Below are 14204 nucleotides of genomic sequence, written 5' to 3' on the forward strand. Positions count from 1 at the left end.
AATTTACAATCACCGTATCCCTATGGGGATCTTGCTACGCGCAGCGTCGACCATAGAAGAAATTTTGAGTGGCCAAAGCCGCTACTTGGAATTGTGACTAGTCATTATGTTATGGATTACTGGGAGTCGTGGCAATCTTCAATCATCGAAGAAAACAAGGAAAAAAGTTTCTCTTTGTCCCCCCATCTCCTTGTCTCCCCCTCTCCTTGTCCTCTTCAGACAGCCTTTGCTCGAAAAGCCTAATTTTGCAGGTCATTGGTTCCCTATTTTTGAAAATCCCTAAAATACCTGAGCAATAATTTACTCCCTTTAGTATCATTAATGTTGTTTGCCTATATTCATAACTAATCAAGTTTGCAGTGCAGCTAGCCCCTAAGCAATCCAACCGCAGGCTATAAACTACTTTTTGCAAAACTTTTACCCCGTTTAAACTTATAGGTAAAGATTATTTAGAAAAACTTATTGTCGCTTTCTTGTGTAGCATAGTTTAGTTTTTTCTTTGAAAGGGAGCTGTGCAATGATAGCTTAGGCTACAAATGGCGCTCCTGTTTTTTGTGTGTACATAGCAGCTTGAATTAAAGATGTCGTAATGGAAGATCGATATAGCTTGCAAGCACAGGCTAATTCCTGGATGATCGCCTCCGCTCCCTTTTTTCAAGGGTTGCCAGAAACTGCTGTAGAATCAGCCCTCACCCATCTAGTTACCCGCACTCACCCAGCCAATCAGGTGATTCTACTGGAAAATGACTGGGGTGGTTCTGTGTATTTTATTATGGACGGATGGGTAAAAATTCGCACCTACAATCTGGAAGGAAAAGAGGTAACGCTGAATATTATTGGCAAAGGTGAATTGTTTGGTGAAATGGCGGCGCTAGATGAAGCACCTCGATCCACGGATGTGATTACCTTGGCCCCAACGGTAATTGGTAGTATGCCTGCTCAGGATTTTGTCAAATTACTTCAGATAGAACCTTTGGCGGGAGTTCGATTGGCGCAACTAATGGCACGACGTTTACGGCAAGTAAATCGCCGATTGCGGTTGCGGGAATCTGATAGCCAGTCAAGGGTAGCAGATACGTTGTTATTTTTGGCAGAAGGACAGGGAAAAAAAGGGCAAACTGGAACCGAAATTCCCAATTTACCTCATCGGGAATTGAGTAGTTTGAGCGGACTGGCCCGGGAAACGGTGACACGAGTATTGACAAGGCTAGAAAAAAAAGGCTTGATTAAACGGGATCAAGACACTATTTGTATTCCCGATTTGTCAGCCTTAGAAAGAATGATCGTTTAAAAACTTGTCAGATATGAGTATTTTAGATTCTCTCCCAGATGAACCGGAGGAAGATCCATCCTCTGAATCTCCAACTCCTCAGAATCATTGGTTAGATAAAGAACAGCAGTTAATGCCTCCTCAAATCAAAGCTGATGCGCCCTTGAGGATGGTGGAAACGGCATTTTTAGCCAGTACCGCTAGCTTAATTTGGTTTATAAATTTTTACTTTCCTTTGGGCCCAGTTTTGCGGATATTTTTTCCAGTGCCGATCGCTCTAGTTTATCTGCGTTGGGGCAAACGTGCGGCATGGATGGCAGCACTCACCTCTGGGTTACTGCTGACGGTACTGATGGGGCCAGCCCGCAGTTTGCTGTTTGTCATGCCCTACGGGTTCATGGGCGTCCTTTTAGGCGCTACATGGTGTCGTCGTCGTCTTCCCTGGATTGTTTCTATCACTTTGGGTACGCTATTGGGTACTTTAGGAGTCTTTTTTAGGCTGTGGTTGTTGTCTGTTTTGTCGGGTGAAGACCTATGGATTTATGTAATTACCCAAGTGACTGAGTTCATTGAGTGGGTATTTTTTAACTTGAGTTTATTGGCGAGTCCCAGTGTATTTTTGATTCAAGTGGGAGCGATCGCTTTAATTATACTCAACAACTTTATCTACCTTTTTGTGGTACACCTGGCAGCATGGTTGCTTTTTGACCGCTTGGGCAACCCTATTCCCCGCCCACCACACTGGGTACAAGTTCTCATGGATTATGAAGGATAATTATTAGTCATTTGTCATTTGTCATTTGTCATTGGTTAAACGATCGGTTCTAACTAATAACCAATGTTCCTTGCCCAATTCCCAATGCCCAATTCCCAAATTAGTATCTATACTCATAAAGAACAGGGTGAACAATGGCTGCGAAGGTATCGTGGTTGTCTACCCGTATTTGCTTGTATTTTAGGATTTACTGAAACTGGTTTAATTCCAGGGATTTCAGCAGCTGGTCGCACTCCAGACGATCGAAAATATACAGCTTGTGCCGATGCTGAGTTTTTGTATTACGGCCCAGAACATAAAGCCCAATATCCCCTACCACCATTGACCGCTGGCGCTTCACCTGTGCTGATTTCTCGCGCTGTATTTGAGTCATTAAAGATACCAATTTATTTATTTAATGCTGGTTTACCCCAAGCTCCTGCTGTGCCAGTAATTGATTTGGGTGGTGCTCCTGCTAAGTGTTTAAGTCAAGGGGCTGCTATGGAAATTACAACAGTACATCACTTGTTTGAACAAGGATTACTTTGGGGAGAACGCCTAGCTGCCAATATCCAACAGAAGTATCTGATTGTCGGTGAGTGCGTTGTCGGAGGTACTACAACTGCCCTGGCAATATTAACTGGTTTAGGTATAGATGCTGCCGGAAAAGTTAACAGTAGCCACCCTGTTTGTAACCACGCGCAAAAGTGGGCACTAGTGCAAGCTGGACTGGAGAAGATGAGGGGGAGCAGGGGGCAGGGGGAGATAAACTTCCAATCTCAAATCCAAAATCCAAAACTTGTACTGAGCGAAGTCGTTGGCGCAGCCTCTCGTAGAGAAGTATCTAAAATCCAAAATTCTGTCGATCCGCTACAACTCGTCGCCGCCGTGGGCGATCCGATGCAAGTGGTGGTAGCTGGGATGGCGATCGCTGCTAGCCGTAGTTGTGGTGTAATGCTGGCTGGAGGGACGCAAATGCTGGCGGTTTATGCGTTGATGAGTGCGATCGCTCAAGCTTACGCTTTATCATGGCAACCAGAAGCAGTAGTTGTAGGCACAACCCGCTGGGTAGCAGAAGATCCAACTGGCGCTACAGTTGACTTAGCCCTTAACTTAGGAAAAAACAGCTTAACTCATAATGGAGGAACTCCTCCTTTATTAGCAACTTATCTGAGCTTTGCTGATTCTCGTTATCCTCAACTGAGAGCATATGAGCAGGGCTTTGTGAAAGAAGGCATGGGCGCTGGAGCTGCTTGCATAGCCGCTCATCTTAGCCAAGATTGGCAGCAACACCAACTTTTGGCAGCCATTGAAGCCCAACTTGAACGCCTAAGTACTGCCTTGAACTAAAGATTAAAGTTTGTTTTTCCCTCTCCGGCTCGGAGAGGGACGGTTTTACTACGTAAATGTTTAACTTTTTTATCAATTTGATGGCTGGATTACTTACTTGTATCTAAGTATATACTTATCAAACCATCACTCAAAACTGAACCTAAAGGCTTGTCTGACCTACCTCAATCCATTTTTTTAATTCGTTGAACTTCAGGTTAAATTTAATGAATTCTCTCTCTAAGTAATTGTTCTTCTAAAGCAGCAATGCGATTGTACGCTGCTGTTAATTGCGCTGTCAGTCGTTGTATTTGAATTTCTGGTGTTATATTATCTCCACTTTGACGATGCATGTCTAGATAAATGCCATCTGTCAATACATCCTTGTGTTCCATTTCTGGATTTAAATTGTTACGTCCTTTAAACTGGTAGCCTCCAGCCGCGTCATTTTTTTGGCAATTATCCTTTGCTTGTGTATTGGCTAAAGAACACTCTGAGAAAGTTTGAGTGACTTTACCATCAAGCTGCTCAATTACTTGGCACAGGTCATCCAGCTTTTGGCTTAAAGTCAGGATCTGCTGCTGTAATAGCTCCATTTAATACCTTTATTCGTACATTTTCTCTATGTTATTCAATTTACTCTCAAACTTAACGATACTTATGGATTATTTAAGTATTGATAATTTTTGGTGAAAATGTGACATTTAAATCATTACTTCTAAATACAAGTAAGGTTTCACCATAACAGGACTTACGCACTGAAGCCTGAAACCTAGATCCCCCCTAGCCCCCCTTAAAAAGGGGGGAACTTCTAAAGCCCCCTTTTTAAGGGGGTTGGGGGATCTGAGTGCGTAAGTCCTGCATAAGTACCACGAAGTAAATTTATGGATAATAATTAATCTTGAGGTATAAATTTGCTAAAAACTCGCTAATTTGAGTCAAATATTCAAAATTACCCGTATTACCAAGAAAAAATACCGATAATTCTCCAGATTCACTTTTTCAGCTAGTCAGCCACTGGTGAATCTCTGCTTAATATTAGGTATAATCAAAAATTTCAAAATCCAAAATCAATGGATCGACGGTCTTTTTTGCTGGGTACAAGCACACTGGCGCTTTCACAACTGCTTTTTGGCTGTGGTGGAAACAAGCAAACGCAACTAAAAGTACAGTTATTAAAAGGTTCTATACCTGGTCAGGTGGTGAATCGGTTCCACAAAGGTTTGCAGCAACAGGTGCAGTTAAAGTTTGCTCCAGTTGAGCATATACAGGATTTATTTCACCAATTACAAAATTGGCAGCAGAAGCCAAAGACCAGCGATGAGCAGGGATGGAGACGCTTTATACCTTTTAGGCAAGGTCAAAAAGCCGCTGACGCAGACCTAGTGACATTGGGAGATTACTGGCTACAAGCAGCTATTGAACAGAAATTGATTCAACCACTCCAAGAAATGCAGGGAAACCAATTAAAGCAGTGGTCTACTTTAAATGAAAGGTGGAAACAACTGGTAACGCGCAACGACCAGGGTATTTTGGATACTCAAGGGAAGGTGTGGGGTGCGCCTTACAGGTGGGGTAGTACAGTAATTGTTTATAACCGTGACAAATTGCAAAAATTGGGATGGACACCCAAAGATTGGAGTGATTTGTGGCGAGATGGAATGCAGCAGCGTATTTCTCTACTCAATCAACCACGAGAAGTTATTGGTTTGGTCTTAAAAAAGTTAGGAAAATCTTATAATACAGACAATCTTGACCAAGTACCAGACTTGGAAAAGGAATTACAGATTTTAAACCAACAGGTCAAGTTTTACAGTTCTAATAATTATTTGGAACCTCTAATTATGGAAGACACTTGGCTAGCGGTTGGTTGGTCAAGCGATGTATTGCCTATTTTGGGACGTTATCCGCAGCTTGCCGCAGTTATCCCCCAGTCAGGAACAGCAATTTGGGCGGACTTATGGGTACGTCCCGCAGGGATTACTAAGGATAGTTTATCAGATCAATGGATTGATTTTTGTTGGCAACCAAGCACAGCTAAACAAATTTCGGTGCTGACTAAAACTAATTCGCCAATTTCTACAAATATTGCCGCTTCCGATATCCAAGAACCATTATGGAGTTTGTTAGAGAGCGATCGCAAAGTTTTCGATAAGAGTGAATTTTTACTTCCTTTACCTCCATCAGCAATAAAACAATACGAGTCTTTATTCGCCAAAATGAAAGTTTAATTGGGGATTGGGCATGGGGCATTGGGCATGGGGCATTGGGCATTAATTATTTCTCCCTCATCCTCCTCATCTCCCTCATCTTCCCCAGTCCCCAGTCCCCAGTCCCCAGTCCCTACAAAGAACGCTGTAACCCTATCTTGTTCTTAACAGTTGTTTGGATACTGCATAAAGCTGGACTTATACTAAAGTTGCAAGTGTAGGTTGCCAAGGGTTCTTTTTGATAATTAAATACCCGGACGTTGTAACCAAAGTTTCGTGCAGCGCTACCCAAGCGATTTACGAAGTCGTAGCGCTCTATATACTCTAGTAAGCTCCAAATTTGCTGATTTACGATCAAGTCTACTCGTGCAGGTTCTTTGTTAGAAGCTGGATATGCGATCCAATTATCTAATAGCTTTTTTTCAGAGTTTTGTTGTGCCCACCATAAACTGGGAACGGTCAATCGTTCTGGATGAATGGTGGTGGCTGTGATTATATAGTCTTTTGGCTTGGTCAATAAGTCTAATTCTAAAGGCGCACTAGAAGGCGACGGTATTGAGGGGGTTTGCGCTAGTGAGGGTGGGACTAGTAAAGTGGTGAGACTAATAGTTAATAGTAATGAAAATGATGTTTGGCGATGGCACAGCCAACGCCTGCCGTAGGATGCCCAAAGGGCTGTAGGGCGATCGCACAATTTAGGTATATGCATAACTGATACTAATTCGTAATTCGTAATTCATAATTCGTAATTAGGGCACAATCTAAAGTTTAATGGCAACTATACGAATTCTTCGATAATCTGCTGTCCAAGTTCCTTGTTGATATAGTGTTGGCTTCAGATATTCCTCAACGACGGGAATTATTTGTATTTGTTGCTCAGGTGAAAGTCCGGTTAAAAATGGACTGGCGAACATTTTAATCCAGTTTGCAATGCCTGCTTCTCCCTCTGCTAGGGGAGTTGGGCGAGGAAACAGGATAGCATAAATCACATCAAAGCCTTGATGTTCTAAGAGGCTGGCGTATTCGCCAATGCTGGGATAATACCAAGGATTCTCTACTTGTGCTTGAGGGATACCAATGGACTCTAAAGCACTGTATAAAGCTGTGGCGATCGCCTTTATATTCCCTTTACCCCCAAATTCTGCGACAAAACGCCCTCCGGGTTTTAGAGATTGGTGTATGGAAGCGATCGCGCTATCTGCTTCTTTTACCCAATGTAGTACAGCGTTGGAAAATACAGCATCTAATGGCTTATCTACTTGAAAGTTTCTAGCATCAGCAACATCAAAGCGAATATGGGGATAGTTTTGTCTTGCCTTCTCAATCATCTCAGATGCATAATCAACTCCCATTACTTCAGCCCCAGCTTGGGCAATTTTTTCTGTGAGTTGTCCAGTACCACAGCCGAGATCCAAAATGGATTCTCCTGGTTGAGGGTTGAGTAATTGCAACAAGTCTTCGCCATATTGCCAAACAAAGGCGTGTTTATCTTCGTAAAGCGAAGTGTCCCAATTATTGCTTGTCGAAATATTATTCATAAACAACTATAGTAGTTTTTAATTGAATATAATAAAATGTTTTTCTTGTGGTGGTTAGATCCCCGGCTTCTTTAAGAAGTCGGGGATCTGTGAATTTCACAAATCAATATGATTGTTATAGCAGATAAGAGTTTACTTTCTACTACTCAACTTATCCAAGAAATCCATTTTTAGAGCAAAGTTGATAATATCCTGACCTGTGGCAGGGATTGTAATTTCACCGTTATTTAGAGCGACAATATATGGCCAATTATCAATCCAATCAACGATTGGCCCGCCGGAAGCACCGCCTGTGGTAGCGCAGTTATGATACAAAAGGTTCGACTTTTCACCAACAATGCTGCAATTATCTTGGTAACTTGCTGTCCAGCCCTGACCAGCAGTTAGGGACTTCCAAGTAAAAAAATATTCAATCGCAGGGGTACAAGGGGGACACAATACGGTTTCGGTTAAGATCCCCCCGCCTACGGCGACCCCCTTAAAAAAAGGGGTAATAGAGGCTTGGAAGCGCTCCAATTTATCGGGGGGGTTGGGGGAATCTTCAAAATATGAAAACGTTAACCGAACCGTATTGCAAGGGGACAAGGGGACAAGGAAGAAAGAAGTCTAGTTGAGTAGACAAATTGGATAATTTATTTTTTGGAGTTCCCTTAACGATTCATTTCCTTCTTTGGTGGGGTCTGGGTAGTCACCAGAGTAACCGACAAAGAATAATTTACCTTGCTTTTGTTTAATCAAAGTAGAACTAGGTACAGACTTCCATCCTAAACGACCATATTTGCGAGCTAGGGGCTGATTAATTCTCATCAACGCCCAGTCATTGCTTTGATTCTTGACATTATCAAAACCACCATTCTTGAAATCTGTACCATAAAGTACGTTTTTTGCAATATTTTCTACTTTGGCAATATCTTCTTGACTCTGGAGTTTACCATTAATCACATTGGGTAGAAACCGAAGTTCTTTACTAAGTTGATGAGTCTCAGAATCAATTACACAGTGAGCATTAGTCAAAACAATATCATCAGCAATTGAGGATATTTGGTTACAAGCTAAAACCTGGGTGCGGCGTTTCTCTGCTTTGATTCCTTCGTTCTCTCATCTCAAATGGATGTTTGAGTGGTTTCTCCGACACACTAACTTTGATTTTGCGACTCTTCAAATGTACGGAGCTTTTTCAGAAATCAAATACTAGTCCTATATTTAGGAAAAGAGTTAATAATTCGAGTAGGCGAACCGTTACACTTTCCCCAAATAACTAGACCAAAGCGCCAGCAAGTAGACATTGCTTTGGAAAAATTGCAAAATGCGATGCTGGCTTTGTTGCCAACCGATTACCCTGAACCAACTGGATTAAAGCTGTTACGTTATTTACTCAATCATCTATTGTGGTAGAGATTATTTTTCTAAAAAGTTTGTAACTTTGAAATTTGATGTTCCCTCCCAACAGTGGTTCAAAAATGCACTTACCTGGGCATCTACTGAATCAGCCGATTCCCTAGATGCATTAAATTGTACTGCTGTCACAATGTATTCAAAGATAATTACAAACTGCTTTTGCGGTGAAATTCTTTCGACTACAATTGTTTCACCTATCTTCGGAATTTGAGGCAGATTTACCACAAACGTCTCAATTTTCGGTTTATCTAATGGATTTTTGAAATTGAAGTATTTACAGTAAACAATAATTTTCACTTAGACAACCACCAATAATAATTCAAAATTCAAAATTCAAAATTCAAAATTTAAGAGTAAATGTAGGGTATGTTACGTTTTACTAACGCACCCTACGTTTATTCCAAAAATCTGAATTGGAAAATTGTGAATATTATAGTAAATTTTGAAAAAATATCTCTTAACTTATTTCCCTTGCCATAGCTGCCGCAACGACTGAAAAACCTTTACAAATCTTTCTTCTAGCCAGACCATAATATAATCAAGCCATTCCAAAAGTTGCTCTAAGGGGTGCTTTTCATAGCCAGTTGAAGTTGCTGTGGTTTCTATCCAGTCTGGCTGCGCCTCAACTTGACTGCTTTGGTGAAACTGCTGTTTCAACATTTCCCCTTTACGACTCTCGCTTTTAGTTTGGGAAATACGGGTTTTAATTTGTTTTACAGAGGCGACTTTTCCAGATGTTTTTTGACTTGAGGCGAGATTACTACTTGGTTGTTTTCTTTGTATCAAACCCGATCCAAATTTAGGTTGTTTTACACTCAAATTCTTTTGTGGAAAATGCTTTATTGATAAACTTGGGGCTAAAGCAGGATTTTTTTCTTCAGAAAGTGTAACTGGCTTGTCAGCAATGGTTTCGGTGTCACCAAATAAATCATTCCACGTTAGCCAAGGATCGTTTGTGAAATCCTGGTTCTCTCCTAGAGGGCTTTTGGATAAGGCTTTTCTAAGGCGTGACGAAAAGAGTTTACCTGGCATCTCATTACTAATCGTTGTCTCAAGTGTTTTTCTATTACCAACACCAAAAAAGTAATTAAGCGCCGCCTCAATCAAAGCCTGAAAATTCTGTGAATGAGTTTCTAAACCATCAGCGTTGGGGGCAATCTCTCCTTTGGCAGCTAATTGATCTTTGCCATAAAGAAATATGTTTAACTGGGTTTGGGCAACTTGGATAACTTCCTGGCTACGTTTTTGCGCTGGGACTAAAGCATTCGATTCCAACTTAGCAACGGCTATATCTAGAAATGCTAATAATCTATCTGTATTAAGTAAATTTTTTGGTATACTCTCGGCTAAAACTGGAATTTTCGCTGGATTTACGTCAGTGAGTTTTGCTAATAATCGGTCAATTTGTGGTAATAACTGCGTTTCTTTTTTAGCTATAATCAAACGCCAACACTGCCAGTAATTAGCAACTTCGTTAATAATTCGGTCTTCTAATTTTGCCTGTTGTTCTGGTGTTAAGATATCCAGAATTTCATTGTTGGCAGTAACAAGTACTAAATTTCGATTCATCAAATTTGTGGCAATTCCTCGCACTATTGGAAGACGCTGTTGAAGGGCATTGTCTAATTGTGAAGGGTTGAGACTGAGAGCTTGATTAGCCGTAATATTTGATGATTGAGTAAGATTAGAGTTCTTTTCAACGAATTTCAGCCGAAAAACTCCCAATAAAGCCAGGGGATTGAAATGTTCAGATGCTTTCGTAGGAGTGGAGGCGGGTTCATCTGGTGACAGGTAATTAACAGCCTCTAGTACATTTTGAATGGGACTATCAGCATTGGGTAGAGTTTCAGGCTGGAAATCGGTATCATTTGGTTGTAACTTTAATCTAGTTTGTGGTTCTCTAGTATGTAGCGTTTTCCCAGATGATTCAGATGACTTAAACAGTAGATACACTGGGTAAAGTAGTACCTCGACACCCCACTTAGTGGCGACTTGCAAATGCCGAAAGGTATGTTCCCACTGTTGTGTCACCCGCCGAGATTGCTGGTGGACAAAGTTAAATAGTCTGCTTTGATAACGACCAGAGGAACCAGAAGACATAGTAGTAATTTTTTAGTTCAAGTCTTGTTAAGTTGTGAGACTCGCGCCAAACAATAAAAACGACCAACACCTCATATTAGCGAATATATGACCCCGACTGTCTCTCAATCCCAGACCAAATTTATCTCACAAGCAATTGAGCAACTGCGCTCTTTTTGTCAAGTTAATATCCAGTCTACGTGGCTGTATCAGGAATCTGACTTAGTTATTACTGATGTTGTAGCTGCTGATTTGTCTGATTGGCAACCTGCCCAGTTGAATGCTAAAGAACATATTGCTTGGACGGGTGGGAGAAAAGTGCTATGGCTAGTGCAAAGATTGGTGGTTCCCCAAGATTTACACGGTTATCCCTTAGCTGGGTTATCTTTGCGGCTGGCGTTGGTTTGGTGGGCGGATTCTGCTGAGATTTATATAAATGGCGAGTTAGTGCTGGAGGGTGATTTATTTGATTGTTCGCCGAGAGTGCTTCTGTGTGAGGGGGTGAAGCCAGGGGAAGAATTCACTGTGGCTTTGCGGTTAGTGAGTCCGGGACATTGTGATGGTGCTTTAGTGCGATCGCTCCTAGTTTATGAGTCTTATGTTGATAATAATCCCGATCCGGGTTTTGTGGCTGATGAGTTAGCTGTAGTGCAACTTTATTTAGAAAAATTTGCGCCGGAGAGGTTGGATGTTTTGGCGGCGATGGTGGGGGAGATTACGAACCGCAGAGGCGCAGAGGACGCCAAGGAAGAGTTAGTAAGATCGTTTTTGTCTCTACGTCAAAATTTAATTCAATCCGACATCTTAGCCCCCCTTGGAAAGGGGGGTTGGGGGGATCAAAAATCTAAAATTTTTTTACTGGGTCATGCTCACTTAGATTTAGCATGGTTATGGCCTGTGAGTGAAACTTGGAATGCGGCGCAAAATACTTTTGAGTCGGTTTTGAAGTTGCAAGCAGATTTTCCTGAGTTAATTTTCTGTCATTCAAGTCCCGCACTTTATGCTTGGATTGAAGAACATCGCCCGGATTTGTTTAGGGCAATTCAAGCACAGGTAGCTGCTGGACGTTGGGAAGTTGTCGGCGGAATGTGGGTGGAACCAGAACTCAACATCATTGCAGGTGAATCAATAGTCCGTCAGTTATTGTATGGTCAGCGCTACATCCAGGAGAAATTTGGCAAGCTTTCAACTGTAGAATGGGTTCCAGATTCTTTTGGTTTTTGTGCCACTTTACCGCAGTTTTTCGCTAATGCCGGAATTGAGTATTTTGTGACGCAGAAGTTGCGGTGGAATGATACTACTAAATTAGATTATGGGGCTTTTTGGTGGCGATCGCCTGATGGCAGTGAAGTCTTTAGTTTGATGTCTGCACCCATCGGTGAAGCTATAGACCCAGTTAAAATGGCAACTTATGCTCTTGAGTGGCAAACCCAAACTAGTTTATCAGAATCTCTCTGGCTTCCCGGTGTCGGCGACCACGGCGGCGGCCCCACCCGTGATATGTTAGAAACCGCCCAACGCTGGCAAAAGTCTCCTTTATTTCCAGACTTAGAATTTACGACGGCTGAAAAGTATTTACAGCAAATCAGTAAAGGAGGCAGGAGGCAGGAGGCAGTAGGCAGTAGTGATGATTCTCTGTCATTCCCTACTTGGAATGACGAACTATACTTAGAATTTCATCGCGGTTGCTACACTACCCACGGAGATCAAAAACGCTGGAATCGGCGTTGTGAAAATTTATTATATCAAGCTGAACTATTTGCTACTTTGGCAACCGTAAGCTGTGGTTTGACATATCCTAAAGCAGAAATCGAAGCAGCTTGGAAGCAGGTGTTATTTCAACAGTTTCACGATATTTTACCTGGTTCTTCAATTACCCAAGTTTACACCGATGCGTTGCCTCAATGGCAGCAAGTGGAACAAGTGGGAACGAAAATATTACAAGAATCACTTTTAGCGATCGCATCTCACATTACCCTATCAGAACCACCAAAACCCGATAGTCTGCCTATTTTTGTTTTCAATTCTCTCAATTGGCAACGTTCTGAGGTAATCTCTGTAGCCTTACCCACACCACCAACAACTACCCAGGAATGGCAGATTTACGATGCTTCTGGAAACCAGCTTGTCTCCCAATTATCTGAACCATCAACCCTACTATTTCTCGCCAGCGAAATTCCTCCCGTAGGCTACCGCATATTTTGGCTTTCCCCTTCACTCTCCAATCCAGACGAGATGAATCGCGTTTCTCCCTTATCTCCCGCACTCTTCCCAGAATGGATTTTAGAAAATGAATTCTTGCGAGTTGTTATAGATCCCGACACCGGAGATTTATCAAGTGTTTTTGACAAAACTTATCAGCGAGAAGTTTTAAGTGGGGCGGGGAATCAACTGCAAGCTTTTAAAGACAGTGGGCAATATTGGGATGCTTGGAATATCGACCCCAATTATGCTCAACATCCCTTACCCTCAACAAATCTTCAATTTATTCAGTGGTTAGAACAAGGCCCAGTGCAAAGTCGCGTGCGCGTGGTGCGTCAGTTGGGTGAATCAGAATTTTGCCAAGACTATATTCTGCAAGCTGGTTCACCTCTGCTGAACATTGCTACAACTGTCAATTGGCAAGAAAATCATGTATTAGTGAAAGCTGCTTTTCCTCTAAATATTGAAGCTGACTTTGCTACTTATGAAATTCCCTGTGGCGCGATTCGCCGCCCAACTAAACCGCAAACTCCCGCAGAACAAGCAAAATGGGAAGTTCCTGCTTTGCGTTGGGCTGATTTAACAGCAGAAAACACACAGACAGAAGATACCGCAATCCCAAATCGTTATGGTGTCAGTTTGCTCAATGATTGTAAATACGGCTATGACAGCAAACCAAATCAACTCCGTCTAACACTGCTACGCAGTTCTAATTGGCCAGACTCAAAAGCTGACCGAGGTTTTCACGAGTTCAAATATACCTTGTATCCTCATGCTGATAGTTGGGAATCAGCCCACACAGTACGGCGTGGCTATGAATTGAATATACCGTTGCAAGTGATATTCAATTGGCCACTGGCTAAACCCTCCGCTACCGCTATCGGCACTATTGAAGGAGTAAGTTTCCTAGATTTATCAGCTGAAAATTTAATCTTAATGGCCTTGAAGCCATCTGAAGACGATCCACAGCAGTTAATTCTGCGATGTTATGAATCTCACGGAGAAACAGCCGAGTTATCTTTGCAAAGTGATTTAGGGTTAAATCTTGGAAATACAGTAGATTTATTAGAGCGTTCCGCCAGTAGTGAATTTTCATCTCAGCAACAAAATTTGATGATACAACCTTGGAAAATCGCCAATTTTAAGGTGATATCAGCGATTAATCCCAGTCTGAAGTGAGCCATCATAGTTAATGTTTAGTGATTAATAGAACAACTACTAACGTGGCAAGGCTAAATTTGTGCATTAGCAAACTCTTGTGGGATGGGCTTCTAGCCCGTCCTAATTAGCGGGCAAGATGCCCGCCCCACAAGAAAATTTATTGCAACATTTTAGTCTTGTCACGCCATTACTAACCATTAGATATCTGGTGAACTAAATATGTGTTATCCGAAATATTTAGTAGGCAAAATTCATGTAGCTGG

12 protein-coding genes and 2 pseudogenes are annotated in these 14204 nt (G+C 41.9%); 7 read left to right on the forward strand and 7 right to left on the reverse strand.

What is annotated here, in order from left to right:
* The first annotated feature begins 589 nt into the window (after positions 1-589).
* The 3 genes from RMZ42_RS09420 (at position 590) to RMZ42_RS09430 (ending at position 3374) form a co-directional block, all read left to right on the forward strand.
* Positions 590-1291, forward strand: coding sequence for a Crp/Fnr family transcriptional regulator (locus RMZ42_RS09420; protein WP_094349203.1), 702 nt, complete (start codon positions 590-592; stop codon positions 1289-1291).
* Between the two features lie 13 nt (positions 1292-1304).
* Positions 1305-2045, forward strand: coding sequence for a DUF2232 domain-containing protein (locus tag RMZ42_RS09425; protein WP_322671171.1), 741 nt, complete (start codon positions 1305-1307; stop codon positions 2043-2045).
* A gap of 84 nt (positions 2046-2129) precedes the next feature.
* On the forward strand, positions 2130-3374 hold the full coding sequence (locus RMZ42_RS09430; RefSeq protein WP_322671172.1) for a nicotinate-nucleotide--dimethylbenzimidazole phosphoribosyltransferase: 1245 nt from the start codon (positions 2130-2132) through the stop codon (positions 3372-3374).
* Between the two features lie 203 nt (positions 3375-3577).
* On the opposite strand, the gene RMZ42_RS09435 is transcribed toward RMZ42_RS09430, so the two are convergent.
* Positions 3578-3949, reverse strand: a complete 372-nt coding sequence (locus RMZ42_RS09435) for a hypothetical protein (RefSeq protein WP_322671173.1) — start codon at positions 3947-3949, stop codon at positions 3578-3580.
* A 477-nt stretch (positions 3950-4426) separates the two neighbouring features.
* On the opposite strand from RMZ42_RS09435, the gene RMZ42_RS09440 reads away from it, so the two are divergent.
* Entirely contained in the window at positions 4427-5584 is a 1158-nt protein-coding gene (locus tag RMZ42_RS09440) for an extracellular solute-binding protein (protein ID WP_322671174.1), read from the forward strand.
* A gap of 112 nt (positions 5585-5696) precedes the next feature.
* On the opposite strand, the gene RMZ42_RS09445 is transcribed toward RMZ42_RS09440, so the two are convergent.
* The 4 genes from RMZ42_RS09445 to RMZ42_RS09460 form a co-directional block, all read right to left on the reverse strand.
* Positions 5697-6272, reverse strand: coding sequence for a hypothetical protein (locus tag RMZ42_RS09445; RefSeq protein ID WP_322671175.1), 576 nt, complete (start codon positions 6270-6272; stop codon positions 5697-5699).
* A 52-nt stretch (positions 6273-6324) separates the two neighbouring features.
* Positions 6325-7101 carry a class I SAM-dependent methyltransferase gene (locus tag RMZ42_RS09450; RefSeq protein WP_322671176.1) on the reverse strand — a complete coding sequence of 259 codons (777 nt, stop codon included), beginning with the start codon at positions 7099-7101 and terminating at the stop codon, positions 6325-6327.
* A gap of 132 nt (positions 7102-7233) precedes the next feature.
* A complete protein-coding gene (locus RMZ42_RS09455; protein WP_322671177.1) occupies positions 7234-7416 on the reverse strand; it encodes a hypothetical protein in 183 nt (60 codons plus the stop codon).
* Positions 7417-7707: 291 nt separating this feature from the next.
* Positions 7708-8115, reverse strand: a complete 408-nt coding sequence (locus RMZ42_RS09460; RefSeq protein ID WP_322671178.1) for a hypothetical protein — start codon at positions 8113-8115, stop codon at positions 7708-7710.
* A 4-nt stretch (positions 8116-8119) separates the two neighbouring features.
* On the opposite strand from RMZ42_RS09460, the pseudogene RMZ42_RS09465 reads away from it, so the two are divergent.
* Positions 8120-8296, forward strand: a pseudogene (locus RMZ42_RS09465) (IS630 family transposase); the annotation flags it as partial.
* Between the two features lie 2 nt (positions 8297-8298).
* Positions 8299-8496 (forward strand): annotated as a pseudogene (locus RMZ42_RS09470) (1-acyl-sn-glycerol-3-phosphate acyltransferase); the annotation flags it as partial.
* Between the two features lie 3 nt (positions 8497-8499).
* Here the strand turns inward: RMZ42_RS09470 and RMZ42_RS09475 are convergent.
* On the reverse strand, positions 8500-8796 hold the full coding sequence (locus RMZ42_RS09475; protein WP_322671179.1) for a hypothetical protein: 297 nt from the start codon (positions 8794-8796) through the stop codon (positions 8500-8502).
* 165 nt (positions 8797-8961) lie between these two features.
* Positions 8962-10599 (reverse strand): hypothetical protein, encoded by a 1638-nt coding sequence (locus RMZ42_RS09480; protein WP_322671180.1) that lies wholly within the window; start codon positions 10597-10599, stop codon positions 8962-8964.
* Between the two features lie 87 nt (positions 10600-10686).
* On the opposite strand from RMZ42_RS09480, the gene RMZ42_RS09485 reads away from it, so the two are divergent.
* Complete coding sequence (locus tag RMZ42_RS09485) at positions 10687-13959, forward strand: alpha-mannosidase (RefSeq protein ID WP_322671181.1); 3273 nt, start codon at positions 10687-10689, stop codon at positions 13957-13959.
* Positions 13960-14204 lie beyond the last annotated feature (245 nt).

It is taken from the genome of Nostoc sp. DedQUE05 (assembly GCF_034530955.1).
GTDB lineage: Bacteria > Cyanobacteriota > Cyanobacteriia > Cyanobacteriales > Nostocaceae > Nostoc.

Coding starts and splice junctions, on each gene's coding strand:
- RMZ42_RS09450 (WP_322671176.1), bottom strand. CDS start 7,101: ATGAATAATATTTCGACAAGCAATAATTGGGACACTTCGCTTTACGAA.
- RMZ42_RS09485 (WP_322671181.1), top strand. CDS start 10,687: ATGACCCCGACTGTCTCTCAATCCCAGACCAAATTTATCTCACAAGCA.
- RMZ42_RS09435 (WP_322671173.1), bottom strand. CDS start 3,949: ATGGAGCTATTACAGCAGCAGATCCTGACTTTAAGCCAAAAGCTGGAT.
- RMZ42_RS09445 (WP_322671175.1), bottom strand. CDS start 6,272: ATGCATATACCTAAATTGTGCGATCGCCCTACAGCCCTTTGGGCATCC.
- RMZ42_RS09425 (WP_322671171.1), top strand. CDS start 1,305: ATGAGTATTTTAGATTCTCTCCCAGATGAACCGGAGGAAGATCCATCC.
- RMZ42_RS09440 (WP_322671174.1), top strand. CDS start 4,427: ATGGATCGACGGTCTTTTTTGCTGGGTACAAGCACACTGGCGCTTTCA.
- RMZ42_RS09480 (WP_322671180.1), bottom strand. CDS start 10,599: ATGTCTTCTGGTTCCTCTGGTCGTTATCAAAGCAGACTATTTAACTTT.
- RMZ42_RS09430 (WP_322671172.1), top strand. CDS start 2,130: ATGCCCAATTCCCAAATTAGTATCTATACTCATAAAGAACAGGGTGAA.
- RMZ42_RS09420 (WP_094349203.1), top strand. CDS start 590: ATGGAAGATCGATATAGCTTGCAAGCACAGGCTAATTCCTGGATGATC.